The organism is Streptomyces sp. NPDC028711, from assembly GCF_055565415.1.
The window spans coordinates 1-25,599 of the sequence record NZ_JBVHUJ010000006.1; the positions used below are offsets into that span (position 1 = coordinate 1).

General features: G+C 72.6%; 19 protein-coding genes, 1 rRNA gene and 1 pseudogene. 16 read left to right on the forward strand and 5 right to left on the reverse strand.

Features of this window, described 5'->3' with window-relative positions; translation table 11 throughout:
- The 3 genes and pseudogenes from rrf to ACZ4VK_RS19845 all read left to right on the forward strand — a co-directional run.
- Window positions 1-105 (forward strand): 5S ribosomal RNA (gene rrf, locus ACZ4VK_RS19835); the annotation flags it as partial.
- 139 nt (window positions 106-244) lie between these two features.
- A pseudogene (locus tag ACZ4VK_RS19840) lies at window positions 245-1,189 on the forward strand (hypothetical protein); the annotation flags it as partial.
- Between the two features lie 438 nt (window positions 1,190-1,627).
- The gene (locus ACZ4VK_RS19845; RefSeq protein ID WP_468354316.1) at window positions 1,628-2,419 is read left to right on the forward strand and encodes a tetratricopeptide repeat protein; all 792 of its coding nucleotides are present in this window, start codon (window positions 1,628-1,630) and stop codon (window positions 2,417-2,419) included.
- A 67-nt stretch (window positions 2,420-2,486) separates the two neighbouring features.
- Here ACZ4VK_RS19845 and ACZ4VK_RS19850 read toward each other — a convergent pair whose 3' ends face one another.
- Window positions 2,487-3,782 carry a DUF1015 domain-containing protein gene (locus ACZ4VK_RS19850; RefSeq protein ID WP_468353674.1) on the reverse strand — a complete coding sequence of 432 codons (1,296 nt, stop codon included), beginning with the start codon at window positions 3,780-3,782 and terminating at the stop codon, window positions 2,487-2,489.
- Window positions 3,783-3,866: 84 nt separating this feature from the next.
- Here ACZ4VK_RS19850 and ACZ4VK_RS19855 point away from each other — a divergent pair, with 84 nt between their 5' ends.
- Together ACZ4VK_RS19855 and ACZ4VK_RS19860 are read left to right on the forward strand one after the other, a co-directional pair.
- On the forward strand, window positions 3,867-4,946 hold the full coding sequence (locus ACZ4VK_RS19855) for an HAD hydrolase-like protein (protein ID WP_468353675.1): 1,080 nt from the start codon (window positions 3,867-3,869) through the stop codon (window positions 4,944-4,946).
- 54 nt (window positions 4,947-5,000) lie between these two features.
- A complete protein-coding gene (locus ACZ4VK_RS19860; protein ID WP_468353676.1) occupies window positions 5,001-5,858 on the forward strand; it encodes an ABC transporter ATP-binding protein in 858 nt (285 codons plus the stop codon).
- Here the strand turns inward: ACZ4VK_RS19860 and ACZ4VK_RS19865 are convergent.
- Window positions 5,847-6,194, reverse strand: coding sequence for an SCP2 sterol-binding domain-containing protein (locus ACZ4VK_RS19865; RefSeq protein ID WP_468353677.1), 348 nt, complete (start codon window positions 6,192-6,194; stop codon window positions 5,847-5,849). The genes ACZ4VK_RS19860 and ACZ4VK_RS19865 overlap by 12 nt on opposite strands.
- Before the next feature lie 43 nt (window positions 6,195-6,237).
- Between ACZ4VK_RS19865 and ACZ4VK_RS19870 the strand changes: the two genes are divergently transcribed.
- The 6 genes from ACZ4VK_RS19870 to ACZ4VK_RS19895 all read left to right on the forward strand — a co-directional run bounded on the left by ACZ4VK_RS19870 (window position 6,238) and on the right by ACZ4VK_RS19895 (window position 11,999).
- Window positions 6,238-6,507 (forward strand): hypothetical protein, encoded by a 270-nt coding sequence (locus ACZ4VK_RS19870; protein WP_468353678.1) that lies wholly within the window; start codon window positions 6,238-6,240, stop codon window positions 6,505-6,507.
- Window positions 6,508-6,514: 7 nt separating this feature from the next.
- Window positions 6,515-7,330: a TlyA family RNA methyltransferase gene (locus ACZ4VK_RS19875; protein ID WP_468353679.1), complete on the forward strand. Its 816-nt coding sequence runs from the start codon at window positions 6,515-6,517 to the stop codon at window positions 7,328-7,330.
- Entirely contained in the window at window positions 7,327-8,250 is a 924-nt protein-coding gene (locus ACZ4VK_RS19880; RefSeq protein WP_468353680.1) for an NAD kinase, read from the forward strand. The genes ACZ4VK_RS19875 and ACZ4VK_RS19880 overlap by 4 nt, the downstream gene beginning before the upstream one ends.
- Before the next feature lie 89 nt (window positions 8,251-8,339).
- Window positions 8,340-10,082: a DNA repair protein RecN gene (gene recN, locus ACZ4VK_RS19885; protein ID WP_468353681.1), complete on the forward strand. Its 1,743-nt coding sequence runs from the start codon at window positions 8,340-8,342 to the stop codon at window positions 10,080-10,082.
- Entirely contained in the window at window positions 10,079-10,798 is a 720-nt protein-coding gene (locus ACZ4VK_RS19890) for a hypothetical protein (RefSeq protein ID WP_468353682.1), read from the forward strand. The genes recN and ACZ4VK_RS19890 overlap by 4 nt, the downstream gene beginning before the upstream one ends.
- Before the next feature lie 109 nt (window positions 10,799-10,907).
- Window positions 10,908-11,999, forward strand: a complete 1,092-nt coding sequence (locus ACZ4VK_RS19895) for a glycosyltransferase family 4 protein (RefSeq protein WP_468353683.1) — start codon at window positions 10,908-10,910, stop codon at window positions 11,997-11,999.
- A 64-nt stretch (window positions 12,000-12,063) separates the two neighbouring features.
- Here the strand turns inward: ACZ4VK_RS19895 and ACZ4VK_RS19900 are convergent, their stop codons facing one another.
- Window positions 12,064-13,686 (reverse strand): PucR family transcriptional regulator, encoded by a 1,623-nt coding sequence (locus ACZ4VK_RS19900; protein ID WP_468353684.1) that lies wholly within the window; start codon window positions 13,684-13,686, stop codon window positions 12,064-12,066.
- A gap of 161 nt (window positions 13,687-13,847) precedes the next feature.
- Between ACZ4VK_RS19900 and ACZ4VK_RS19905 the strand changes: the two genes are divergently transcribed.
- Window positions 13,848-15,368 (forward strand): APC family permease, encoded by a 1,521-nt coding sequence (locus ACZ4VK_RS19905; protein ID WP_468353685.1) that lies wholly within the window; start codon window positions 13,848-13,850, stop codon window positions 15,366-15,368.
- 28 nt (window positions 15,369-15,396) lie between these two features.
- Complete coding sequence (locus ACZ4VK_RS19910) at window positions 15,397-17,037, forward strand: flavin monoamine oxidase family protein (protein ID WP_468353686.1); 1,641 nt, start codon at window positions 15,397-15,399, stop codon at window positions 17,035-17,037.
- 20 nt (window positions 17,038-17,057) lie between these two features.
- On the opposite strand, the gene ACZ4VK_RS19915 is transcribed toward ACZ4VK_RS19910, so the two are convergent.
- Window positions 17,058-18,446 (reverse strand): FAD-binding oxidoreductase, encoded by a 1,389-nt coding sequence (locus ACZ4VK_RS19915; RefSeq protein ID WP_468353687.1) that lies wholly within the window; start codon window positions 18,444-18,446, stop codon window positions 17,058-17,060.
- A 69-nt stretch (window positions 18,447-18,515) separates the two neighbouring features.
- The gene (locus ACZ4VK_RS19920) at window positions 18,516-20,318 is read right to left on the reverse strand and encodes a glycoside hydrolase family 15 protein (protein WP_468353688.1); all 1,803 of its coding nucleotides are present in this window, start codon (window positions 20,316-20,318) and stop codon (window positions 18,516-18,518) included.
- 542 nt (window positions 20,319-20,860) lie between these two features.
- On the opposite strand from ACZ4VK_RS19920, the gene ACZ4VK_RS19925 reads away from it, so the two are divergent.
- From ACZ4VK_RS19925 to ACZ4VK_RS19935, 3 genes are all read left to right on the forward strand, one after another.
- A complete protein-coding gene (locus ACZ4VK_RS19925; RefSeq protein ID WP_468353689.1) occupies window positions 20,861-22,510 on the forward strand; it encodes a CTP synthase in 1,650 nt (549 codons plus the stop codon).
- Window positions 22,511-22,590: 80 nt separating this feature from the next.
- Window positions 22,591-23,217 carry an NUDIX domain-containing protein gene (locus ACZ4VK_RS19930; RefSeq protein WP_468353690.1) on the forward strand — a complete coding sequence of 209 codons (627 nt, stop codon included), beginning with the start codon at window positions 22,591-22,593 and terminating at the stop codon, window positions 23,215-23,217.
- A 282-nt stretch (window positions 23,218-23,499) separates the two neighbouring features.
- Window positions 23,500-25,485, forward strand: a complete 1,986-nt coding sequence (locus ACZ4VK_RS19935) for a tetratricopeptide repeat protein (RefSeq protein ID WP_468353691.1) — start codon at window positions 23,500-23,502, stop codon at window positions 25,483-25,485.
- Window positions 25,486-25,599 lie beyond the last annotated feature (114 nt).

Genomic DNA, 25,599 nt, shown 5'->3' on the forward strand with positions numbered 1-25,599 from the left:
AGCGTTAGGGAAACGCCCGGTTACATTCCGAACCCGGAAGCTAAGCCTTTCAGCGCCGATGGTACTGCAGGGGGGACCCTGTGGGAGAGTAGGACACCGCCGAACAATTCTTCAGGACCCCTGGTCCCAGCGTTCACGCTGGGACCAGGGGTCCTTTTGTTTTTTGCTCGACTTTTTTCCGATGCGCGGCAGAGTGCCGGCTGCGCGAGAATGACTGCAGTACCCGAAGACAGGAGTCACGTCGATGTCCACCAACTCTCCCGACGACCGTCCGGAGCGCGAACCGCGACGCAGGGACGGTGCCGGCGGTGACCGGGGCGGCTTCCGTGGACCGCGCCGGGACGACAACCGTGGTGGCGGCGGTGGTTTCCGCCGTGACGACCGTGGCGGTGACAACCGTGGCGGCGGTGGCTTCCGTCGCGATGACAACCGTGGTGGCGACAGCCGCGGCGGTGACACGCGTGGCGGTGGCGGTTTCCGTCGCGATGACAACCGTGGTGGCGACAGCCGCGGCGGTGACACGCGTGGCGGCGGTGGCTTCCGTCGCGATGACAACCGTGGCGGTGACAGCCGCGGCGGTGATACGCGTGGCGGTGGCGGTTTCCGTCGCGATGACCGTGGTGGCGACAACCGTGGTGGCGTCGGCGGTTTCCGCCGTGACGACCGTGGCGGTGACAACCGTGGTGGCGGCGGTGGCTTCCGTCGCGATGAGCGGCCTTCGTTCCCGCGTGACGATCGCGGTGGCGACAACCGTGGTGGCGGCGGCTTCCGCCGTGACGACCGTGGTGGCGACAACCGTGGTGGCGGCGGCGGGTTCCGGCGCGATGAGCGGCCCTCGTCGTTCCGTCGCGATGAGCGGCCTTCGTTCCCGCGTGATGACCGTGGTGGCGACAACCGTGGTGGTGGCGGTGGTTTCCGTCGCGATGACCGTGGTGGGGACAACCGTGGTGGTGGCGGCGGTTTCCGTCGTGACGACCGTGGTGGGGACAACCGTGGTGGCGGCGGTGGTTTCCGTCGCGACGACCGTGGCGGTGACAACCGTGGTGGTGGGTTCCGTCGCGATGAGCGGCCTTCGTTCCCGCGTGACGATCGCGGTGGCGACAACCGTGGTGGCGGCGGCTTCCGCCGTGACGACCGTGGTGGCGACAACCGGGGTGGTGGCGGCGGTTTCCGTCGCGATGACCGTGGTGGGGACAACCGGGCTGGCGGCGGTGGTTTCCGCCGTGACGATCGCGGTGGTGACAACCGTGGTGGTGGGTTCCGTCGTGATGAGCGTCGTGATGAGCGGCCTTCGTCGTTCCGTCGGGACGACCGGCCTTCGTTCCCGCGTGATGACCGCAGCGGCGGCTTCCGTCGCGACGAGCGGCGTGACGACCGCCCCTCCTTCCCGCGTGACGACCGTGGCGGCAGCGGGTTCCGTCGGGACGATCGCGGTGGCGACAACCGGGGTGGTGGCGGTGGTTTCCGCCGTGACGACCGTGGTGGGGACAGCCGTGGCGGTGGGTTCCGTCGCGACGACCGCGGTGGCGAGCGCGGTGGGTTCCGGGGCCGGGACGACCGGGGTGGATACGCGCGCCGTGACGACCGTGGGGACCGGGAGCGGAGTGACCGCGCGCCCATCAAGCGGCTGCCGATCCCGCCGGAGGTCACCGGTGAGGAGATCGACCCGGATGTGCGCCAGGAGCTCATGAGCCTGCCCAAGGGTCTCGCCGAGGACGTCTCCCGCAACCTCGTCATGGTCGCCCAGCTGATCGACGAGGACCCGGAGAGGGCCTACGGGTACTCCAGGGTCGCCCTGCGGCTCGCGTCCCGTGTCGCCGCCGTGCGCGAGGCCGCCGGCTTCGCCGCGTACGCGACGCAGAAGTACTCCGAGGCGCTGGCCGAGTTCCGTGCCGCCCGCCGGATGAGCGGTGGTGTCGAGCTGTGGCCCGTCATGGCCGACTGCGAGCGCGGTCTCGGCCGCCCCGAGCGTGCGCTGGCCATGGCCGGTGAGGCCGAGGTGCAGAAGCTGGACAAGGCCGGGCAGGTCGAGATGCGCCTCGTGGCCGCCGGCGCCCGCCGGGACCTGGGGCAGCTCGACGCGGCCATCGTGACGCTGCAGAGCCCCGAGCTCGCCTCCAGCGCCGTTCACCCGTGGACCGCGCGTCTGCGGTACGCGTACGCCGACGCGCTGCTCGCCGCCGGCCGTGACCGCGAGGCGCGGGAGTGGTTCGCCAAGGCCCTCGAGGCCGACAAGGACGGGGCGACGGACGCCTCGGACCGGCTGGCCGAGATGGACGGTGTCGAGTTCGTCGACGCGTTCGACGACACGGACGAGGAGTCGGACGACGTCGTCGCGGTCGAGGACGACCTTGACGATGACGATGACGAGGACCTCGACGAGGACGACAGCGACGACAGCGTCGGCGACAAGGGCTGACTCGTTGATGTGTGAATGAGAAAGGCGGCACCCTCCGGGTGCCGCCTTTCTTCGTTCTCCGTGGGTCTCAGTCCAGCGCCAGGCTTCGCAGGACCAGGCCCGTCGCCGGCTTCGGGCCGAAGGAGGTCGACTTACGGGGCATCGTGACGCCCTGCCGGGCGAGGTCCCGTACGACCTCCTCGCGCACCGGGTGCATGAGGACCGCCGTACCGCCGCGGCGTTCCGCCTGGGCGACCGCGGCCTCCGTGTCGTGGATGTAGCTGATGTCCTCGGAGGCGTCCGGGATCTGCCAGACGTGCTCCAGGAGGGTGGAGTGCAGGACCGTCGCGTCCAGGGTGCGCCAGGCCTCGGGGCGGTCCGTGCGGATCGTCCGGTCGAGGAGGGCGGGGTCCGGCCTGTCGACGAGGTGGAATCCGCCGTCTCCGGCCAGGAGGAAGGCGTTTCCGTCCGCCGTGGCGGCCGCCAGGGACTCCATGGCCGTCGGGAGGGGGCGGTCGACGCGGCGTACCCGGAAGCGGCCGTCGAGGGCCGCCAGGGCGTCCGACAGCGGCAGACGGTTGAGGAGACGGTGGATCGCGCGGACCCGGAGGGGGTAGCGGGCGCTGTCGATGAGGAGGACCAGGCCGTAGTTCCACGGGCCCGGCGTGGGGTGTTCCTCGCGGAGGCGGAGGTACGTCGCCCAGCGGTGGTGGCCGTCGGCGATGAGGGCCTGGTGGCGGGAGAGGCCGCCCGCGATCGTGGCGAGCTCGGCGGGGTCCGTGACCGACCAGAGGCGGTGGTGGAAGCCGTCCTCCGTGGTGGTGGAGAGCAGCGGGGTGCGCTGGACGGTCCGCTCGATGACCGCGTTGGCGCCGTCCTCGTCCCCGTCCACGTACGTGAGGAGCAGGGGTTCCAGGTTCGCGGCCGTGGTGCGCATCAGGGCGGCGCGGTCCTCGACGACGTGCGGCATGACGTCCTCGTGGGGGAGGACGACTCCCTCCGCCGGGGTGGAGAGCTCCAGGGCGCCGATGATGCCGCGCTGGAGGATGCCGTCGCCGCGCTGCTCGTACACGTAGAGCGCGGGTTCCGGGTCCGGGGCGAGCACGCCGTCCGCGAGCCAGCGGTCGAGGGTGACGGCGGCCTTGCGGTGGCGGGTCCCGGCGGTGATGGCCTGCGGGAGGATCAGCCGGACGATGTTGTGGGGATCGGCCGATTCCAGATGCAGCAGTCCGTCAGGTCGTACGACGACGTCATAGGGCGGAGACGTCACCGCGGCGAGACTGCCGACGCGTTCGGGGACGTAACGGAGTCCGCGGAACGGGGCCAGGCGCAGCCCGGCGGCGGCGTCGCGGACGTCAGCGGCCGCGTGACCTGAGGTGTTCATCTCGTCATCGTAAGTGGGCGGTGGTGATGAGCGATGATCGGGGGAGCGGGGGAGTTTTCCACCCGGTGAGGCGAGGAGTGTGCGGTGACGGTGCGGAGCGGCCAGGGACAGCAGGGCGGCGGCAGGAAGCGGCCTGGCGGGAGCGCGGCGCCGCTGAGCGAGGCGTACGACACGGCGCTCCTGGATCTGGACGGTGTCGTGTACGCGGGCGGGGTGGCCGTTCCGTACGCCGTGGAGGCGCTGGGGGCGGCACGGGCCGGTGGGATGCACCTGGCGTACGTCACCAACAACGCGCTGCGGACGCCGGGCGCGGTGGCGGAGCACCTCACGGAGCTCGGGGTGCCGGCGGAGGCCGGGGACGTGATCACCTCGGCCCAGGCGGTGGCCCGGCTGATCGCCGACGAGGTGCCGGGCGGCTCGCGGGTGCTGGTCATCGGCGGCGAGGGGCTGCGGGTGGCGCTGCGCGAGCGGGGTCTGGTGCCGGTGGAGTCGGCGGACGACGAGCCGGCGGCGGTCGTGCAGGGGTACGGGGGGCCGGAGATGCCGTGGGGGCGGTTCGCGGAGGCTGCCTACGCGGTGGCGCGGGGGGTGCCGTGGTACGCGTCCAACACGGACCTGACGATTCCCGGGGCGCGGGGGATCGGGCCGGGCAACGGCGCGGCGGTCGAGGTCGTGCGGATCGCCACGGGCGGCCGGGTGGAGCCGAAGGTCGCGGGGAAGCCGCTGCCGCCGATGCACCGGGAGACGGTGCTGCGGACGGGGGCGCGGCGGCCGCTCGTGGTCGGGGACCGGCTGGACACGGACATCGAGGGCGCGTTCAACGGTGGGGTCGACTCGCTGCTCGTCCTGACCGGAGTGACCGATGTGGCGCAGCTGTTGGCGGCGGTGCCGGAGCACCGGCCGACGTATGTGGCGGCTGATCTGCGGGGGATGCTCGTGGGGCAGCCGGAGGTCGTCGCCGACGGGGACGGGTTCGTGTGCGGGGTGTGGCGGGCGTCGGTGAGCGGCGGTTCGCTGGTGCTCGAGGGGCCTGAGGGTTCGGCGGTCGGCGCGGGGGACGTGATGGACGGGGTGCGGGCCCTGTGCGGGGCGGCCTGGTCGGCGGCGGACGCCGTCGGAGCCGTACCGGACGCGGAGAAGGCCCTCGCACGGCTCGGGATCTGAAATTGGGTAGGCTAACCTAACTTCATTTGGGCTGAGGGCACGGGAGTACGGGTCATGGACGGTCGGCAGCAGCGGCTGAGCGCGGAATCGGTCACCCTGGCGTACGAGCAGCGGGTCATCGCCCGCGAGCTGTCCGTCCAGATCCCCGACAACTCCTTCACCGTCATCGTCGGGCCGAACGCCTGTGGCAAGTCCACGCTGCTCCGCGCCCTCTCCCGGATGCTGAAGCCCAGCGAGGGGCGCGTGCTGCTCGACGGGCAGTCGATCCACTCCCTGCCCGCCAAGAAGGTCGCCAAGACCCTCGGCCTGCTGCCCCAGACCTCCGTGGCGCCCGACGGCATCACCGTCGCCGACCTCGTCGCCCGTGGCCGCTACCCCCACCAGGGGCTGCTGCGCCAGTGGTCGCCCGAGGACGAGCGCGTCACACGGGAGTCGATGGAGGCGACCGGGGTCGCCGAGCTGGCCGAGCGGTACGTGGACGAGCTCTCGGGCGGTCAGCGCCAGCGCGTCTGGATCGCCATGGCGCTCGCCCAGCAGACCCCGCTGCTCCTGCTCGACGAGCCGACCACGTACCTCGACATCCAGCACCAGATCGACGTCCTCGACCTCTGTGCCGAGCTGCACGAGGACCAGGGGCGGACGCTCGTCGCCGTGCTGCACGACCTCAACCACGCGGCCCGGTACGCGACCCACCTCATCGCCGTCCGTGACGGCGAGGTGGTCGCCGAGGGAGCGCCGGCCGAGGTCGTGACCGCCGAGCTCGTGGAGCGGGTCTTCGGGCTGCGCTGCCAGGTCATCGACGACCCGGAGACGGGGACGCCGCTCGTCGTGCCCGCCGGGCGCAAGACCCGCGTCCCGCGGCCCGTGGCGACGCCCGAGGCGGCCGCGCAGGAGCCCGCGCTACAGAAGTGAGCGCAGCCGCAGCAGGTCGCGGAAGCCCGCCTCAAGCCTGACGCGGCCGGAGGCCCAGGCCTTCGCGAAGTTCAGCCGCCCGTCCACCATCGCCACCAGGTCGTCGCCGGTCATCGCGAGCCGGATCTGCGCCTTGGCCGACGGGGGGCCGTCCGCCGTGGACTCCACCAGGATCCGGCCGTCCGCGAGACGGCCGGTGAACGTGGTGTCCAGGTCGGTGATGTGGCAGCTGAGGGTGCGGTCGAGCGCCGCGGCCCCGCGCACGTCGCCGTCCGCCCGCGCGAGGCCGTCCGAGAGTCTGTCCAGTGCCGTGCGGCACTCCGTGATCGTCGCCATCGCCGTCGACCGTACCCCAGGCGTTCGCGGTAGCGTCGGGTGCATGAACGACGCGCTTCCCGAACCGGAGCCCGCGGACCCGGCGGCTCCGCAGGGCGCCCACGAACCCGCCGCGCCGGCGCCGCTCGGGGTCGGGCGGGAGCCCACCGGGCATCCCGGCGTCGACGCCCGTCTGGAGCGTCTCGCCGAGGTGGACCACCTCCCGGCGGACGGACACCTGGAGGTGTACGAGGATGTACACCGTGGACTGCGTGCGGAGCTGACCTCGCTCGACGCGCACCCCGCCCCTCGTCCGTACGACAACAGGAGCTGAACCCACCGTGGCAGGAGTGGCACGTCGCCGTCTCGACGCCGAGCTGGTCCGGCGCAAGCTCGCGCGCTCGCGCGAGCACGCCGGCCAGCTGATCGCCGCGGGCCGGGTGACCGTCGGCAAGACCGTCGCCACCAAGTCCGCCACCCAGGTCGAGACCGCCGCGGCCATCGTCGTCGTCCCGGACGACTCCGACCCCGACTACGTCTCGCGCGGCGGCCACAAGCTCGCCGGAGCCTTCGCCGCCTTCGTCCCCCTGGGGCTGAAGGTCGAGGGCCGGCGCGCCCTGGACGCCGGAGCCTCCACCGGCGGCTTCACCGACGTCCTGCTGCGCGCGGGCGCCGCCCACGTGATGGCCGTGGACGTCGGCTACGGACAGCTCGCCTGGTCGCTGCAGAGCGACGAGCGCGTGACGGTGAAGGACCGCACGAACGTGCGCGAGTTGACACTCGAAGCGATCGACGGCGTCCCCGTCGACCTCGTCGTCGGCGACCTGTCCTTCATCCCGCTCGGTCTCGTCCTGCCCGCCCTGGTCGCGTGCACGGCGCCGGGCGCCGACCTCGTGCTGATGGTGAAGCCGCAGTTCGAGGTGGGCAAGGAGCGGCTCGGCACCGGCGGAGTCGTCCGTTCCGCCGAACTCCGCGCGGACGCCGTGAAGAACGTGGCCCGGCGGGCCGCCGAGCTCGGGCTCGGTGTCCTGGGCGTCACCGCCAGCCCGCTGCCGGGACCCTCGGGCAACGTCGAGTACTTTCTGTGGCTGCGGGCAGGCGCGCCCGCGCTGGATCCGGCGGATGTCGACCGCGCCGTGGCGGAAGGACCTCGTTGAGCTCAACGGCAGCAGCATCAGAGACCGCACCACGTACCGTCTTCCTGCTCGCGCACACCGGCCGGCCGGCCGCCGTGCGCAGTGCCGAACTGGTCGTCCTCGGACTGCTGCGCTGCGGCATCGGCGTCCGGGTCCTGGAGGCCGAGGCCGCGGACCTGCCGCTGCCGCCGTCCGTCGAGAAGGTCCCCGAGGCCTGTTCCGACGCCCTCGACGGCTGTGAACTCCTCGTCGTCCTCGGCGGCGACGGCACGCTGCTGCGCGGCGCCGAGTTCTCCCGCGCCTCCGGCGTCCCGATGCTCGGGGTCAACCTGGGCCGCGTCGGCTTCCTCGCGGAGGCCGAGCGCGACGACCTCGACAAGGTCGTCGACCGTGTGGTGACGAGGGCGTACGAGGTCGAGGAGCGGATGACCCTCGACGTCGCCGTCTACGAGAACGGCGACGTCCTGTACCGCGACTGGGCCCTCAACGAGGCCGCCGTGCAGAAGGTGTCCCCGGAGCGGATGCTGGAGGTCGTCCTCGCGATCGACGGGCGCCCGGTGACCGGCTTCGGCTGCGACGGGGTGATCTGCGCGACACCCACGGGATCCACCGCGTACGCCTTCTCGGCCGGCGGCCCGGTCGTCTGGCCGGAGGTCGAGGCGCTGCTCATGGTCCCGATCGGCGCCCACGCCCTCTTCGCCAAGCCCCTGATCACCACCCCCCAGTCGGTCCTCGCCGTCGAGGTCGAGCCGCACACACCGCACGGGGTGCTGTGGTGCGACGGGCGGCGGACGGTGGAACTCCCCGCGGGCGCGCGGGTCGAGGTGCGGCGGGGTGCCGTGCCGGTCCGGCTCGCCCGGCTCCACCACGCCTCCTTCACGGACCGGCTCGTCGCCAAGTTCGCCCTGCCCGTCTCCGGCTGGCGCGGCGCCCCGCACTGATCCCGCTCGGGGAGGGCACGCCGTCAACGATCGGCGCGCCGGAGGGTGACGTCCGGGGGCGATGTCGCGTCGCGGCAGGGAAACCTCGTATGGTCTGGGGCGTGCTGGAGGAGATGCGGATACGGTCGCTCGGGGTCATCGACGACGCGGTGGTCGAGCTGTCGCCCGGCTTCACCGCGGTGACCGGTGAGACCGGTGCGGGCAAGACCATGGTGGTGACCAGCCTCGGGCTGCTGCTCGGCGGCCGGGCCGACCCGGCCCTGGTGCGGATCGGCGCGGCCTCGGCCGTCGTCGAGGGGCGGATCAGCGTGCCCGCGGGCTCGCCCGCCGCCGTACGCGCCGTGGAGGCCGGGGCGGAGCTCGACGAGGGCGTCCTGCTCGTCAGCCGTACCGTCTCGGCCGAGGGACGCTCACGGGCCCACCTGGGCGGGCGCTCCGTGCCCGTCGGGCTGCTCGCCGAGCTCGCCGACGAACTCGTCGCCGTCCACGGCCAGACCGACCAGCAGGGCCTGCTCAAGCCCGCCCGGCAGCGCGGTGCGCTCGACCGGTACGCGGGCGAGGCCGTCTCCGTACCGCTCGCCGCCTACGGCGAGGCGTACCGGCGGCTGCGCGCCGTCACCGGAGAGCTGGACGAGATCACCACCCGGGCCCGGGAGCGGGCCCAGGAGGCCGATCTGCTGCGGTTCGGGCTCGGCGAGATCGAGGCCGTCGCCCCGCGCGCCGGGGAGGACGTCGAACTCGCCGCCGAGGCGGAGCGGCTCGGGCACGCCGAGGCGCTCGCCTCCGCCGCCGCGCTCGCCCACGCCGCGCTCGCGGGCGTGCCCGAGGATCCCGAGTCCATCGACGCCACGACCCTGGTCGCGGGCGCGGGACGGGCCCTGGAGGGCGTACGGGCGCACGACCCGGCGCTCGCCGCACTCGCCGACCGGATGGGGGAGATCTCCATCCTGCTCGGTGACGTGGCCACCGAGCTCGCCGGATACGCCGACGACCTGGACGCCGATCCGCTGCGGCTCGCCGCCGTCGAGGAGCGGCGCGCGGCCCTCACCCAGCTCACCCGGAAGTACGGCGAGGACATCGCCGCGGTCCTGGCGTGGGCCGAGGAGAGCGCGGGCCGGCTCGGCGAGCTGGACAGCGACGACGACCGCATCGAGGAACTCACCGCCGAGCGGGACCGGCTGCGCGACGACCTGTCGGTGCTCGCGCAGCGGCTCACCGACGCCCGTACGGAGGCGGCCGACCGGTTCGCCGGGGCGGTCACCGCCGAACTGGCCTCGCTCGCCATGCCCCACGCGCGCGTGTCCTTCGACATCCGGCAGGCCGAGGACCCCGAAGGCGTCGAGGTCGGCGGCCGCCGGGTCGCGTACGGTCCGTCCGGGGCCGACGAGGTCGAGCTGCTGCTCGCCCCGCACCCCGGCGCCCCGCCGCGGCCCATCGCGAAGGGCGCGTCCGGCGGTGAGCTGTCCCGGGTGATGCTCGCGGTCGAGGTCGTCTTCGCCGGGGTGGATCCGGTGCCGACGTACCTCTTCGACGAGGTCGACGCCGGTGTCGGCGGCAAGGCGGCCGTGGAGATCGGCCGCCGGCTCGCCAAGCTCGCCAGGACCGCCCAGGTCGTGGTCGTCACCCACCTCCCGCAGGTCGCGGCCTTCGCCGACCGTCAGCTGCTCGTGGAGAAGACCAACGACGGGTCCGTGACCCGGTCCGGCGTCACCGTCCTGGAAGGCGAGGAGCGGGTGCGGGAGCTGTCCCGGATGCTCGCCGGCCAGGAGGACTCGGAGACGGCCAGGGCCCACGCGGAGGAGCTGCTCGCGACGGCGCGGGCGGACGCGTGAGACGCCTCGCCGCCCTCGGCATCGCCGCGGGCGTGAGCCGGGCGGTGTACGAGGGGCTGCGGCGGGCCCCGGAGAACGACCGGTGGACCCGGACGAACCACGCGGGGCGGAGCGTCGACCTGTACGCCGGACCCGCCGTCGCCTTCGGTGCGGCGCTCGGGACCGGGAGCGGGCCCGCCGCGTTCGCCGTGCTGGCCGCCGGGGCCTGCGGGGCGTACGACGACGCAAGGAAGGACCACCGGCGGGGCTTCCGGGCGCACCTGGCGGCGCTGCGGGACGGCGAGGTGACCAGCGGGGCCGTCAAGCTCCTCGGCATCGGCGCCGCCTCGCTCGTGGCCGGGGCGCTGCTCAAGGAAAGGGCCGTGGACAAGGTCCTCGCGGGTGTCGTCATCGCCGGCACCGCCCATCTGGTGAACCTCGTGGACGTACGGCCGGGGCGCGCGGGTCTCGCCGTGCTCGCGATCGGCGCGCCGGGGCTGCTGCGCGGTCCGCTCGCCGCCGCACCGATGGGTGCCGCCGCGGCGGTCCTCGGGGACGACCTCGGTGAGCGCACCATGCTCGGCGACACGGGCGCGCACGCGCTGGGTGCCGCCCTCGGCAGCGCCATCGCCGTCGGGAACGGGCGGCTCGGACTCGCCGCGCACGCGGCCGCGTTGATCGCCGCCGCTACCTGGGGGGAGTGCGAGGCCGTCTCGCGCGCTCACCCGAGTGAGTGAACCCGTGGGGTGAGTCCCGGAGCGGTACGCCTCCCGTGCGGGGGAACGACGCCATTTCGCTGCCGGAACGTGCGTACGGTCAGGGGTTCGTGCTGGCATCCTTGGGCGCGTGACACAGCTCCGTACGGTCCAAGTGCTGGGCGGCGACAGCGCGGGCAGCAGCGCTCACGTCCGATCACTTGCCTCGGGGCTCGTGGCGAGGGGCGTGCGGGTGACCGTGTGCGCCCCGGCCGAACTCGACCGCGTCTACGACTACCTGGGCGTCGGCGCGCACTTCGTGCCCCTGCCGCGCCTCGGCGACCCAGCGACGGTCACCGCCCTCCGTAACGCCTGCATCGGGGCCGATGTCGTCCACGCGCACGGGCTTCCGGCGTCCGTACGGGCCGCGCTCGCGCTGTCCGGCGTGGGCGGGAGCGGCGGTCGCGCGCCGCTCGTCACGACCTGGGACAGCCGGGTCCACGTGGACGGGGCGCGCGGCGGGATGCTGCGGCTCCTGGAACGCAGGACCGTACGGGCCGCGACCGTCGTCCTCGCCACCTCCTCCGAACTCGTCGACCGGGCCCGGCGGCGCGGGGCCCGGGACGCCCGGCTCGCACCCGTCACCGTGCCCGCCGCGCGGGGGCCCGTCTGCCTCCACGACGGCAAGGCCCGCGCTGAACTCGGCGCCGTCGACCGGCCGTTGCTGATGGCGGTCGGCGCGCTCGAACGGGGCCGGGGCTACCGGACGCTGCTCGACGCGGCCCGGGAGTGGCGGGAGCTCGACCCGCAGCCGCTCCTCGTCATCGCGGGTGAGGGGCCCGCGCGGGCCGCCCTCCAGCGGCGGATCGCCGAGGAGGATCTGCCGGTGCGGCTGATCGGACGGCGTGAGGACGTGGCGGAGCTGCTCGCGGCGGCGGACGTGGCCGTGCTCCCGTCCCGCTGGGAGGCGCGGTCCCTGCTGGCGCAGGAGGCGCTGCGGCTCGGTGTGCCGCTCGTCGCCACGGCGGTCGGAGGCGTACCGGAACTCGTCGGGGACGCCGCGGAGCTGGTGCCGTACGGGGACGCGGCGGCGCTCGCGGGGGCGGTGCGGGGGCTGCTCGAGGACGTGGAGCGGCGGATGGATCTGGCGGCGGCGGGGCGCGTGCAGGCGGGGACGTGGCCTACGGAGGACGAGACCGTGGCGCATGTGTTGAGCGTGTACGACGAGGTGGTGGGGCGGTGAGGGGGGCCAGGAGCCGAATGGTTCGCGGGCGGGCGTTCCGCCCTGCGGAACGCCCGCCCACCTCCTAGGGCGTGTGGCGGCGGGCCCTCAGGGCCAGGGAGAGGGCCAGGACCGTCTGGGGGTCGTCCAGGTCCGTGCCCAGGAGTTCGGAGATGCGGGCCAGGCGGTTGTAGAGGGTCTGGCGGTTGAGGTGGAGTTCCCTGGCCGTCTCCGCCTTGCGGCCCGCGTGCGCCAGATACGTCTCCAGGGTCGGCAGGAGCGGCGGGCGGGACGTCCGGTCGTGGTCCCTCAGGGGGCCGATCGCGCGGTCCACGAACGCCGCCAGGTCCGGGTGCTCGCGCAGCCGCCAGAGCAGCAGGTCGATGTCGAGGCGGCGGGCGTCGTACCAGGGAAGCTCCGAGAGGCCCTGCGCCGCCGTCGCCGTCTCCGCCGCGTGCCGCAGGCCCGCCGAGGCCGCCGCCCAGCTGCCCGCGACGCCCACGACGACGACCGGCGGGTGCACCCCGGCGCGTTCGAGGCCGGCCCGCTCCACGCCCGCGCGCAGCGCCGCCGCGACCCGGTCCGCTACCGCCGTGCGCTCCGACTCCGAGCGGAGACCCAACAAAAGAGGCACTCGGCCTTCCACCGGGCGGACGCCCAGGAGCGCCGGGACGCCGACGGAGGCCAGTTCCTCCAGGACCGCACGGGCGAGGAGCGCCCAGTTGCCCGAGGGGAAGAGCTCGGAGGCCAGCCGCATCACCACCGGCAGGAGCGGGCCTTCGCCCGGCTTGAAGCCGAGGACCCGGGCCTGCGCCGGGGCGTCCTCGGCCGCGATCCTGCCCTCGGCCAGGTCGGTGAGGAAGTCGCCCCGGCCGCGCGCGGCCAGTTCCTCCTCCTGGCGGGCCTGCATGAGGACGACCGCGAGGAGACCGGCCGCGCGTTCGGCCGCCATCCGGTGCACGGGGGAGAGGGGCCCGGAGACCGAGAGGAGCACGAGGCGGGCCCGCACCGAGCCCGTACCGGGGCCGCCGCCGGGCACGTCGACGAGGACCGTGCCGGTGGGCGGGCCGGACTCGCGGGCCGCCCGCTGACCGCGCAGCCCGTCCCACACCTGGAGCGGGTCGGCGGGAGCGGACTCGGTGCCCGCCGCGTACAGCAGCTGTCCGTCGGCGGTCTCCAGGAAGACCGGGTTGGCGGCGAAGTCGGAGAGGATGCGCAGCACCTGCGGAACCCCACCGCCGCCGAGCAGCGCCTCCGTGCACTGCCGGTGGACCTCCTCGGCCTGCCGCTGGAGTGCGTAGTGGCCGTTGACGATCTCGGTGTGGATCTCCTCCGTGACGGCGACGAACGGCACCTCGCGGTGGAGCTGCACCAGGGGCAGCCCGGCCGCCCGCGCGGTCTCCACTATCGTCGCCGGGAGGCGCGCGAACCGCGGGCCGAGTTCGACGACGAGCGCCGCGATGCCCCGGTCCGCGAGCCGGCGGACGAAAGCGCGTTGTTCGGCCGGGCGCGTGCCCAGACCGAGCCCCGTCGTGAGCAGCAGTTCGCCGCCCTTGAGCAGCGACGCGATGTTCGGCACCTCACCCGCGTGCACCCAGCGCACCGTGCGGTGCAGCCGGTCGGCGCCGGTGACGACCTCCGGGAGCCCGCCGCGCAGCCCCGGGAGTTCGAGCGCCCGCTGCACGGTGATCCCGCCCTGACTGTCCATGGGGCCGGACGCTACCCGCGTCCGTGTTGCGGGGACATCACCCCACGGTCACGGGACCGGACACTTCGCACACCAGGGCGACAACTCGTCGTGCCCTGGCCTGAATTGCGCGACCGCCTGTCGATTGTGGCCTGCGTCACTCGCGAGGATGCTCTCGCGCCATGGCAGAGAACTCCACCCCAGAGGTCCACCGGCTGAAGGCCAACTCGGTCGGGCTCGTCGGCGTCGTCTTCATGGCCGTGGCCACCGCGGCCCCGATCACCGCGATGACCGGCAACCTCCCCATCGCCGTCGGCTTCGGCAACGGCACCGGCGCACCCGCCGGCTATCTCTTCGCGACGCTCGTCCTGACCGTCTTCTCGGTCGGCTATGTCGCCATGGCCAAGCGGATCACGGCCGCCGGCGCCTTCTACGGCTACATCTCGCACGGCCTCGGCCGGATCGCCGGCATGGCGTCCGGCATGCTCGCGGTCCTCGCGTACATCGTCTTCGAGGCCTCCATCGTCGGCGTCTTCGCGTACTTCGCCCAGACGACGGTCGCCGACCAGCTCGGCGTGGACGTGCCGTGGATCCTGTACGCGGCCGTCATGCTCGCCGTGACGGCCGTCCTGTCGTACTTCGACATCAACCTGACCGCCAAGGCGCTCGGCGTGATGCTGATCGCCGAGATCGCCGTCCTCTTCGCGGTCGCCACCGCCGTCCTCATCGCCGGCGGCGGCCCCGAGGGCATCCCCGTCGAGCCGATCAACCCGATGAACGCCTTCACCGGCACCTCCGCGGGCCTCGGTCTCTTCTTCGCCTTCTGGTCCTGGGTCGGCTTCGAGTCGACCGCCATGTACGGCGAGGAGTCGCGCGACCCCAAGAAGGTCATCCCGCGCGCCACCCTCATCTCGGTCATCGGCGTCGGCGTCTTCTACATCTACGTCTCGTGGATGACGATCGCCGGCAACGGCCTCGCCGGGTCCGTGAAGCTGTCCGCCTCCTCCTCGCCGCTCGACCTGTTCTTCGCGCCCACCCAGAGCTTCATCGGCGCCTGGGCCGTCGACGCCTTCCAGTGGCTGCTGCTCACCGGCTCCTTCGCCTGCGGAATGGCTTTCCACCAGTGCGCCTCGCGCTATCTGTACGCCATCGGCCGTGAGGGCTTCCTCCACCCGGCGCTCGGCCGGACGCACGCCAGGCACGGCTCGCCGTACATCGCCTCGTACGTGCAGAGTGCGATCGCCGTCGGCCTCGTCGCCGCCTTCTGGCTCACCGGCCAGGACCCGTACATCCACCTCTACACGCTGCTCGCGATCCTCGGCACGATGGCGATCCTCATCGTCCAGACGCTCTGCTCCTTCGCCGTCATCGGCTACTTCCGCAAGAACCACCCCGAGGACCGGCACTGGTTCAAGACCCTCACCGCCCCGCTCCTCGGCGGCGTCGGCATGATCGCGGTCGTCGTCCTGCTGGTCATCAACATGGAGACGGCGGCCGGTCTCGCCGCCGACTCCCTCTTCTTCAAGGCGATCCCCTGGATCGTCGGCCTCGTCTTCTTCGGCGGTCTCGGCCTCGGCTTCTACCTCAAGGCCAAGCGGCCCGAGCGGTACGAGATCATCGGCCGGATCGTCCTGGAGGACGCCGCCGAGCGCGACGACGAACCCCGCCCGGAACCCGCCGCCGCCCCCGTGTCCCAGAGCTGAATCCCCCTCCCTCCTCCAGGAGCGCCCCATGGCACGCACCAACCCGATGCACCTCCTGAAGCGCCTCGCCGCCGAGCACGTCGACGCCCGACGGCTCCGCCTCCCCGTCGACGAGCTCCGCGGCATGAGAGCCGACGCCCCCGGGCGCCGGACCCTGCTCAAGTACGCCGCGGCGGCCGGTGTCGCCGTCGGCGTCGGCGCCGGCGCCGCCGTCCCCGCCCATGCCACGACCCCCGACCGGCCCCTCGACAGCACCGCCCGGGTCGCGGTCGTCGGGGCCGGGATCTCCGGCCTCACCGCCGCCCTCACCCTCCAGGACGCCGGCGTCAGCCCCGTCCTGTACGAGGCCAACCCGTCCAGGGTCGGCGGCCGCATGTGGACGCAGCGCGCCCACTGGGCGTACGGCCAGACGTCCGAGATCGGCGGCGAGCTGATCGACACCAGCCACAAGAAGATCCTCGAACTCTGCCGCCGCTTCGGCCTCGACGTCGAGGACTTCCTCGGCGGCGGACCCATCGGGGCCGAGGAGGTCCTCTGGTTCGACGGCGCCTACTACCCGCGCCACCAGGCCGACGAGGACTTCAAGGCGGTCTACCAGGCCCTGCGCCGCGACCTCTCCGAGGCGGGGGAGGTCCTCTGGAACCAGACCACTCCCACCGGCACCGCACTCGACAACATGTCGATATACGAGTGGATCGAGACCCGGGTGCCCGGCGGCCACGCCTCCCCGCTCGGCCAGTTCATCGACGTCGCCTACAACGTCGAGTACGGCGCCGACACCACCGAACAGTCCTCGCTCGCCCTCGTCCTGCTCATGGGCTACCAGACCAATCCCGGCAACTTCAACATCTGGGGCCTGTCCAACGAGCGGTACCACATCATCGGAGGCAACGACCGGCTCCCGAACGCCATCGCCGGGGCGCTCGCCCCCGGCACCCTGCGCCAGGGCTGGTCCCTGACCGCCGTACGGGCCAACGCGGACGGCACCCAGACGCTGACCTTCACCGAGGCCGGCGCCACCAGGACCGTCACCGCCGACCACACGGTCCTCTGTCTCCCGCTGCCGATCCTCAAGCAGCTCGACCTCTCCCTGGCCGGCTTCGACCCACTCATGAGGAACCTGCTGCGCGACGCGCGGATGGGGCACTGCACCAAGCTGAACATGCAGTTCGGCACCCGCCCCTGGCGCGGCACCGGCGCCTGGCCCGGCGTCTCCGCGGGCGACTGCTTCACCGACACCGAGGTCCAGCAGACCTGGGACACCACCAAGATCCAGGGCGGCACCGGCGGCATCCTCATCCAGTACGGCGGAGGCAGCCTGGCCAAGGCACTGAACCCGGCCGGGCCGTTCTCCACGGAGTCCGATCCGTACGTACGGAGCCTCGTCACCCGCTACCTGGCGGGCATCGACGCCTTCTTCCCCGGCACCTCAAGGGCGTACACGGGCCGGGCCCAGCTCTCCGCCTGGCACAAGAACCCGTACTCGCTCGGCGCGTACTCCTGCTGGCCCGTCGGCTACCTCCACCGGTACGCCGGCTACGAGGGCACCGCCCAGGGCAACGTCCACATCGGCGGCGAGCACTGCTCGTACGACTTCCAGGGCTTCATGGAAGGCGGGGCGACGGAGGGCGAGCGGGCCGCGCGGGAGGTGATCGACGCGCTGAGGTGACCCGCTGACGGGTCATGCCCTCAGGCGGCCGGTGCGATGTTGTGGTTGAAGCGGAAGACGTTGTCGGGGTCGTAGGCGGCCTTGACGGCGGCGAGCCTGCGGTAGTTCTCGGCACCGAAGCCGGCGACGACCCGCTCCTCGCCCTCGGAGCCGATGAAGTTGAGATAGACGGCTCCGGTCGACCACGGCCTCGCATCGGCCCGCACGTCCCGCACCCACCGCACGGCGCGCTCGTCATCGGCCGGGTCCACCCAGGTCGCGAAGGGGTGGACGACCCAGGGGGCGGAGCGCCACGGGACCGGGTAGTCGGTGGGGCCCGACGCCACCGCGCCGCCCATCATGAACAGCACGTGCTGGGTGGCGGTCGGCATCGGGATCTGCTCCGCGCGTGCGCAGAAGAGGTCCACGGCCTCGTCGGGGAAGCCGGTCAGATACTCCGCCGACCAGTAGTTCCGCAGCCCCGGCGGGTCGTCGATCATGCACTGCAGATCCGCGTACGAGACGTCCGCGACCATCTCGATCGCGGGCTTGAGCGCGAACAGCGGCGCCGCGAGTTCACGCACCTCGGCGACGGGACCGGCGCAGGTGAGCATGGTGCCGCAGACCAGCTCGCCCACCAGGTGCTCCGGGACGAACGGCTCGGGCGGTGCGGGGAAGTAGATGACTCCGCCGCCCACCTCGTCGGGCGCGGACGATGCCAGGTCACGGAAGACACGGACCACCTCGGGGGCCTGCTCGGGCAGGAACAACAGCAACGCCATGCTCATCGCCGGCAGCTCGTGCAGACGCAGCGTCAGCGAGGTGGCCACCCCGAAGTTCCCGCCGCCACCGTGCAGCGCCCAGAACAGTTCGGGGTTCGTCTCCGCGTCGGTGTGGACGTGCTTCCCCTCGGCGGTGATCAGCTCCGCCGCCACGAGGTTGTCGCAGGCGAGCCCGAACTTCCGCTCCAGCCACCCCGAACCACCGCCGAGCGTGAAACCCCCGACGCCCGTGGTGGACACCCGGCCGCCGGTCGTCGCCAGACGGAACGGCTGACAGGCGCGGTCGAGATGGCTCATGGTCGCGCCGCCCTCGACCCGTACCGTCATGTGCTCGGGATCGGCCACGACCGCGTGCATCCGGCGCAGGTCGACGACGAGACCGTCGTCGACGACGGACGTGCCGGCGACACTGTGCCCGCCGCCGCGCACCGCGATCGGCAGCCCGGTCTCCCGGCCGAAGACGATCGCGTTGGAGACGTCCTCCTGGCTCGCGCACTGCGCGATGACCGCCGGACGCCGGTCGATCATGCCGTTGTGGACCGTCCGCGCCTCCTCGTACCCCGGATCACCGGGGACGAGGACCGCACCGGCCAGATCCTCGCGGAGTCCGGCGAGAGCTGACTGCGGGACGCTGATCTGGGGAGCCATGGGGAAGCCCCCCTTTCCGAGGGGGGACAGGGCTCTTCCAGCGTATTCCCGCGGGCGGCTCCCGTCGCCTCAGCCGCCGTACGCTCCGCTCGCCGTCAGCCGCAGCGCCGTGTCGATCAGCGGGACGTGGCTGAAGGCCTGCGGGAAGTTGCCCACCTGCCGCTGGAGCCTCGGGTCCCACTCCTCCGCGAGCAGCCCCAGGTCGTTGCGGAGCGCGAGCAGCTTCTCGAAGAGGGTGCGGGCCTCGTCCACCCGGCCGATCATCGCCAGGTCGTCCGCCAGCCAGAACGAGCACGCGAGGAACGCGCCCTCGTCGCCCTCCAGACCGTCGACCCCGGCCTCCTCGCCGGCCGTCGGATAGCGCAGCACGAACCCGTCCTCCGTGGACAGCTCCCGCTGGATCGCCTCGATCGTGCCGATGACCCGCTTGTCGTCCGGCGGCAGGAAGCCCATCTGCGGGATCAGCAGCAGCGAGGCGTCCAGCTCCCTGGAGCCGTACGACTGTGTGAAGGTGTTCCGCTCGGGGTCGTAGCCCTTCTCGCAGACGTCCCGGTGGATCTCGTCGCGCAGCGCGTGCCAGCGCTCCAGGGGGCCGTCGGCGTCCCCGGACTCGATGAGCTTGATCGTGCGGTCGACGGCCACCCAGGCCATCACCTTCGAGTGGACGAAGTGCCGGCGCGGACCGCGGACCTCCCAGATGCCCTCGTCGGGCTGGTCCCAGTGCTTCTCCAGGTAGTTGATCAGCTTGATCTGGAGGAGCGAGGCGTAGTCGTTGCGGGAGAGGCCCGTCATGTGCGCGAGGTGGAGGGCCTCGGTGACCTCGCCGTAGACGTCCAGCTGGAGCTGGTTGGCGGCGCCGTTGCCGACCCGGACCGGGCCGGAGTTCTCGTATCCCGGCAGCCAATCCAGCTCCGCCTCGCCGAGTTCCCGCTCGCCCGCGATGCCGTACATGATCTGGAGGTTCTCCGGGTCGCCCGCGACCGCGCGGAGCAGCCAGTCCCGCCAGGCGCGGGCCTCCTCGCGGTAGCCGGTGCGCAGCATCGACGAGAGGGTGATCGCCGCGTCCCGCAGCCACGTGTAGCGGTAGTCCCAGTTGCGGACGCCGCCGATCTCCTCGGGGAGCGAGGTGGTCGGCGCGGCCACGATCCCGCCGGTCGGCGCGTACGTCAGCGCCTTCAGGGTGATCAGGGAGCGGATCACGGCCTCCCGGTAGGGGCCGTGGTACGTGCAGTGCTCGACCCACTCGCGCCAGAACTCGGCGGTGGCCTCCAGGGAGCCCTCGGGGTCGGGCAGCGCCGGCGGCTCGCGGTGGGAGGGCTGCCAGGAGATCGTGAACGCGATCCGGTCACCGGGATTGACGGTGAACTCGGAGTACGTCGTGAGGTCCTTGCCGTGGGTCTCGGCCTCGGTGTCCAGCCACACGGAGTCGGGCCCCGCGACGGCGACCGTGCGGTCGCCGACCTTGTGGACCCACGGCACGATCCGGCCGTAGCTGAACCGCATCCGCAGCGCCGAGCGCATCCGCACCCGGCCGGAGACGCCCTCCACGATCCGGATGAGCTGGGGCGCGCCGTCGCGCGGGGGCATGAAGTCGGTGACCCGGACCGTGCCGCGCGGGGTGTCCCACTCGGATTCCAGGATCAGCGAGTCGCCGCGGTAGCGACGCCGGTCGGCCGCGGGCGGTTCGGCGTCGGCGGGCCCGGCGGGGCCCACCCGCCAGAAACCGTGTTCCTCGGTGCCGAGCAGTCCGGCGAAGATCGCGTGCGAGTCGAAGCGGGGGAGACACAGCCAGTCGACGCTGCCGTCGCGGCAGACCAGTGCGGCGGTCTGCATGTCTCCGATGAGTGCGTAATCCTCGATGCGCCCGGCCACGTGCTTCACTCCAGTCGAACGGCCACGTCCGCCCCGCAGGGCGCTTGCTCCAGATGCTCCGGCTGGTGTCGGCCGGGTCTGCGTGTGTCAGCGGTCAAGGTCTTCGACGAGCTCTTGGTCCGGATGACGGGCGGGATGGTTCCGCTGGCCGGCCGGCTCGGCGGGCTATGTCCGAGCAGGATACGTCGGACCCCGCCGCGGCGGTGATCACGTCCGTGACGGCATTGCTCCGTTCGGGTGAACGGGGCCTCCTCCCCGTCCCCCGTACCACCGGGAGGCCCGTTCCGTCCCTGATCAGAGCTCCTCCCCTTCGCCGTGGGAGTGTCCGCCCCCACCCTCGCGTCGCCGTCCGTGAACACCCGACTGCCCCGTGTGGCCGGAAGCGGTCTCCCGATCTCGCTGATACCCTGGTACCCCGTGGACCGGTGGGAAACGGCGACAGCCGAGGACCCCGAAACCGCAGCGACGGCACCCCCCGATTCTTCCGGAGGGCACGCCGGTACGCACCTCCAGAACGCGACCACGGGAGCCCCCTCTTGGCGATGCCGCCCAAAACCACGACGACCAAGCACATCTTCGTCACCGGGGGTGTCGCCTCCTCCCTCGGCAAGGGCCTGACCGCCTCCAGCCTGGGTGCGCTCCTCAAGGCCCGGGGCCTGCGGGTCACGATGCAGAAGCTCGACCCGTACCTCAACGTCGACCCGGGCACGATGAACCCCTTCCAGCACGGCGAGGTGTTCGTCACCAACGACGGCGCCGAGACCGACCTGGACATCGGCCACTACGAGCGCTTCCTCGACGTCGACCTCGACGGCTCGGCCAACGTCACCACCGGCCAGGTCTACTCGCAGGTCATCGCCAAGGAGCGGCGCGGCGAGTACCTCGGTGACACCGTGCAGGTCATCCCGCACATCACCAACGAGATCAAGTCCCGCATCCGCCGCATGGCGACCGACGACGTGGACGTCGTCATCACCGAGGTCGGCGGCACCGTCGGCGACATCGAGTCCCTGCCGTTCCTGGAGACCGTCCGCCAGGTCCGCCACGAGGTCGGCCGCGACAACGTCTTCGTCGTGCACATCTCGCTGCTGCCCTACATCGGCCCCTCCGGCGAGCTGAAGACCAAGCCGACCCAGCACTCCGTCGCCGCCCTGCGGAACATCGGCATCCAGCCCGACGCGATCGTGCTGCGCGCCGACCGCGAGGTCCCGACCGCCATCAAGCGCAAGATCTCGCTGATGTGCGACGTCGACGAGGCCGCGGTGGTCGCCGCGATCGACGCCAAGTCGATCTACGACATCCCGAAGGTGCTCCACACCGAGGGCCTGGACGCCTACGTCGTCCGCAAGCTCGACCTGCCGTTCCGCGACGTGGACTGGACCGTCTGGGAGGACCTCCTGGACCGCGTCCACAACCCGGAGCACGAGGTCACCGTCGCGCTCGTCGGCAAGTACATCGACCTGCCCGACGCCTACCTCTCGGTCACCGAGGCCATGCGGGCCGGCGGCTTCGCCAACAAGGCCCGCGTCAAGGTCAAGTGGGTCACCTCCGACGACTGCAAGACCCCGGCCGACGCCGAGAAGCAGCTCGTCGACGTCGACGCGATCCTCGTCCCCGGCGGCTTCGGCGACCGTGGTGTGAGCGGCAAGGTCGGCGCGATCCGGTACGCCCGCGAGAACAAGGTGCCGCTGCTCGGCATCTGCCTCGGCCTCCAGTGCATCGTCATCGAGGCCGCCCGGAACCTGGCCGACATCCCCGAGGCCAACTCCACCGAGTTCGACCCCGCCACCGCGCACCCCGTCGTCTCCACGATGGAGGAGCAGCTCGCGTACGTCGAGGGCGCCGGCGACCTGGGCGGAACGATGCGCCTCGGTCTCTACCCGGCGAAGCTCGCCGAGGGCTCGATCGTCCGCGAGGTCTACGACGACCAGCCGTACGTGGAGGAGCGTCACCGTCACCGCTACGAGGTGAACAACGCCTACCGCGCGGAGCTGGAGAAGAAGGCCGGTCTGGTCTTCTCCGGCACCTCCCCGGACAACAAGCTCGTCGAGTACGTCGAGTACCCGCGCGAGATCCACCCCTACCTGGTCGCCACCCAGGCGCACCCGGAGCTGAAGTCCCGCCCGACCCGCCCCCACCCGCTGTTCGCGGGCCTGGTCAAGGCGGCCGTGGAGCGCAAGACGGCGAAGTAGTACGGCGCGTTAACGTTGCCGGGGTACGGGTCCCTTTCCGGGGCGCGTACCCCGGCTTTCGCATGTACGGAGGACTTCTGATGCAGGTGCAGGACACCCCGGAGGAGTGGCGGGTCGTCGCGACGGCGACCCCCTTCCAGGGCAACAAGACCAGCGTCCGCACGGACGACGTGGTCATGCCGGACGGCACGGTCGCGCGCCGCGACTACCAGGTCCACCCCGGCTCGGTGGCCGTCCTCGCCCTCGACGAGCAGGACCGGGTCCTGCTGCTCAAGCAGTACCGGCACCCGGTGCGGCAGAAGCTCTGGGAGATCCCGGCGGGACTCCTCGACGTGCCCGGTGAGAACCCGCTGCACGCGGCGCAGCGCGAGCTGTACGAGGAGGCGCACGTCAAGGCCGAGGACTGGCGGGTCCTCGCCGACGTCTACACGACGCCCGGCGGCTGCGACGAGGCGGTACGGATCTTCCTGGCGCGGGACCTGTCGGAGGCGGAGGGCGAACGCTTCGAGGTCGCGGAGGAGGAGGCCGACATGGAGCTGGCGCGGGTGCCGCTCGCGGACCTCGTGCGGGGGGTCCTCGCGGGCGAGCTGCACAACAACTGCCTGGTGGTGGGGGTGCTGTCGCTGGCGGCGGCGCGGGTGGGGGAGGGGGTGGGGGCGCTGCGTCCGGCGGACGCGGAGTGGCCGGCCCGGCCGTTCGAGTCGTAGCCGAGCCTTGTGCGGGGCCTTCGGTCCGGGGCCTTCGCCGGCCGCGCGTGCGGGGCCTTCGGTCTAGGGCCTCCGCCGGCCGCGCGTGCGGGCAGCCGTCCCGCCGGGGCGGTGGCGCCGGGGGGCCACCGTGGGGGTGGTGTGACGATCTGTTGATCCGATTGGGGGACGTGTCCGTCGTGCTCCGACGGGTCCGTGTCGTGCCCTGAACTACGCTCGGGAACGCCCGTGCGGAGACCCCCGCGGGATCGGCTCGTGTGCAGGTGGACGGGAGCGTGGCCCGTGACGGATCAGGCGGTGGCGGCGGCCGGCAGCCGCCAGTTCTTCGGGCGGCAGCGGGAGTTGAAGGCCCTGCGCGCCGACATCGAGCGGACCGGCCTCGACACCCTCACCGGCCGCAAGGCCCCCCGCGCCCGGGTCCTGCTGATCGCCGGCAAGCCCGGCTCCGGACGTACCGCCCTCGCCGAGGAACTCGCCGCCGGCCTCGCCGACCGCTACCCCGACGGGATCTTCCGGGCCCGGCTCACCGAGCCCGGCGGCACCCCCGTGCCGACCGCCCGGGTCGCCCAGGAGCTCCTCGCCGCGCTCGGCGTCGCCGAACCCCCCGGGGCCGGTGAGGACGAGCTGACCGAACTCGTCAGGAACGCCCTGGGCGAGCGCCGGGCCCTCCTCGTCCTGGACGACGCCGTCGACGCCGAACAGGCCGACCCGCTGATCCCCGACAACCCCGCCGTCCTGGTCGTGGGCGTCGCCCGCGGACCGCTCACCGGCATCCCCGACGTACGGCCGTGCACGCTGGGCGGGCTCGACCCCAAGTCGGCCATCGAACTGCTCACCGCCTTCACCGGCTCCGTACGCATCACCGTCGATCCCCAGGCCGCCGAGACCCTCGTCGAGGAGTGCGGCGGGCTGCCCGGCGCGGTCGTCCTCGCCGGCGGCTGGCTCTCCACCCACCCCAAGGTCTCCGTCGCCGATCTCGCGAAGAGGCTGCGCGGGCTCTCCGGCGACCCCCTCACTCGGGCCTTCCTCCTTGTCCACGAGGCGCTGCCCGCCACCGCCGCCCGGATACTGCGATTCCTCGCGCTCGCCCCGCTCGGCCGGGCCGACGCCCACACCGCCTCCGCCCTGGCCGGCTGTTCGGTGTCGGCTGCCGCCACCACCCTCGCCGACTTCGCCGCCCTGGGGCTCGTCTTCCACGGCGAGGACGGGCAGTACGAGGTCCCCGGCCATCTCGTCCCCCTCCTGCGCGACCGGCTCGAGGAGTGCGACCGGCCCGCCGAGGTGCAGCTCGCGCGGGCCCGGATGCTGGAGCGGACCGTACGGCTCCTCCAGTCCTGCCGTGCGGTCACCGAGCCCGAGGGCTCGGCCGCGCGCCGGAAACTGGCCGGCCTGCCGCGCGCCCTGCGCTTCCCCAGCGCGGCCGAAGGGGCCGTCTGGCTCCGCTCACGGCAGCCCGTCCTCCTCGCCTCCGCCCGGCTCGCCGTCGCCGACGGGGAGCTCGACACCCTCGCACGGCGCCTCGTCGCGTCCCTGGTGCGGGCGCTCGCCGCGCACCGGGGGGCCGAGGCCGCGGCGCCCGAGCTGTACGGCCTGCATCAGCTGGTCCTGGACGTGGCCGAGCGGCGCGGACTGCACCGGGAGCGGGCCGCCGCCCTGCTCAACCTGGCCGATCTCGACGCCCGCACCGGACGGACCAAGGACGCTCTGCTGCGATATCGGTCGGCTTTGGACGCAGGACGCGCAGCAAATGACCCGTACGCCACCGGCCGCGCGATGGAATCCGTAGGAGGGGCGTATCAGGAACTGGGGGACTGGCAGCGGGCCGGTGACTGGTACGGGAGGGCGCTCGCCCAGCGCCTCGCCCGCGACGAGCGGGCCGACCAGGCCCGGCTCTACACGCGCCTCGGCGCCGTACAGACCTACGCGGGCCGGTACGGCGAGGCCCTGCGGAACTGGCGTGCCGCCGCGGCCGGCTATCGGCGGCTCGCCGATCTCCCGGGCTACGCACGGTCGTTGAGCGAGGCGGCCCGGGTCCAGGAGTACGCCGGACGGCCCGAGGAGTCCCTGCGGACCTGCGAGGAGGCGGTGGAGTGGGCGCGGCGGGCGCAGGACACCCGGCTCCAGGCCGCGCTCCAGCTGCGCCTGGCCGACACCCTCGACCGGCTGGGCGACCCGGCTGCGGCCCGGCTGCGCCGGGCCGCAGCGGAGAGACTGTTGGAAACGGAAAGATCCGCCTACGAAATCCGCAGTGTCTCCGTCGAAGATTAGTACTTTGAAAGGCTAGACAGAGGGAACTCCTTCATTAGACTGGGTTGCGCCGCGTTCGAACGTGGTCTGCCCCGGTGCGCCCCCGTGCATCCGGGTATGTATCGCAGTGCCCCA

What these genes read in the sequence shown, in the direction of transcription:
- ACZ4VK_RS19900 (WP_468353684.1), bottom strand. Translation starts at nt 13,686, where the DNA reads ATGGACAGTCAGGGCGGGATCACCGTGCAGCGGGCGCTCGAACTCCCG.
- ACZ4VK_RS19905 (WP_468353685.1), top strand. Translation starts at nt 13,848, where the DNA reads ATGGCAGAGAACTCCACCCCAGAGGTCCACCGGCTGAAGGCCAACTCG.
- ACZ4VK_RS19860 (WP_468353676.1), top strand. Translation starts at nt 5,001, where the DNA reads ATGGACGGTCGGCAGCAGCGGCTGAGCGCGGAATCGGTCACCCTGGCG.
- ACZ4VK_RS19925 (WP_468353689.1), top strand. Translation starts at nt 20,861, where the DNA reads ATGCCGCCCAAAACCACGACGACCAAGCACATCTTCGTCACCGGGGGT.
- ACZ4VK_RS19910 (WP_468353686.1), top strand. Translation starts at nt 15,397, where the DNA reads ATGGCACGCACCAACCCGATGCACCTCCTGAAGCGCCTCGCCGCCGAG.
- ACZ4VK_RS19915 (WP_468353687.1), bottom strand. Translation starts at nt 18,446, where the DNA reads ATGGCTCCCCAGATCAGCGTCCCGCAGTCAGCTCTCGCCGGACTCCGC.
- ACZ4VK_RS19930 (WP_468353690.1), top strand. Translation starts at nt 22,591, where the DNA reads ATGCAGGTGCAGGACACCCCGGAGGAGTGGCGGGTCGTCGCGACGGCG.
- ACZ4VK_RS19850 (WP_468353674.1), bottom strand. Translation starts at nt 3,782, where the DNA reads ATGAACACCTCAGGTCACGCGGCCGCTGACGTCCGCGACGCCGCCGCC.
- recN (WP_468353681.1), top strand. Translation starts at nt 8,340, where the DNA reads ATGGTCTGGGGCGTGCTGGAGGAGATGCGGATACGGTCGCTCGGGGTC.
- ACZ4VK_RS19870 (WP_468353678.1), top strand. Translation starts at nt 6,238, where the DNA reads ATGAACGACGCGCTTCCCGAACCGGAGCCCGCGGACCCGGCGGCTCCG.
- ACZ4VK_RS19865 (WP_468353677.1), bottom strand. Translation starts at nt 6,194, where the DNA reads ATGGCGACGATCACGGAGTGCCGCACGGCACTGGACAGACTCTCGGAC.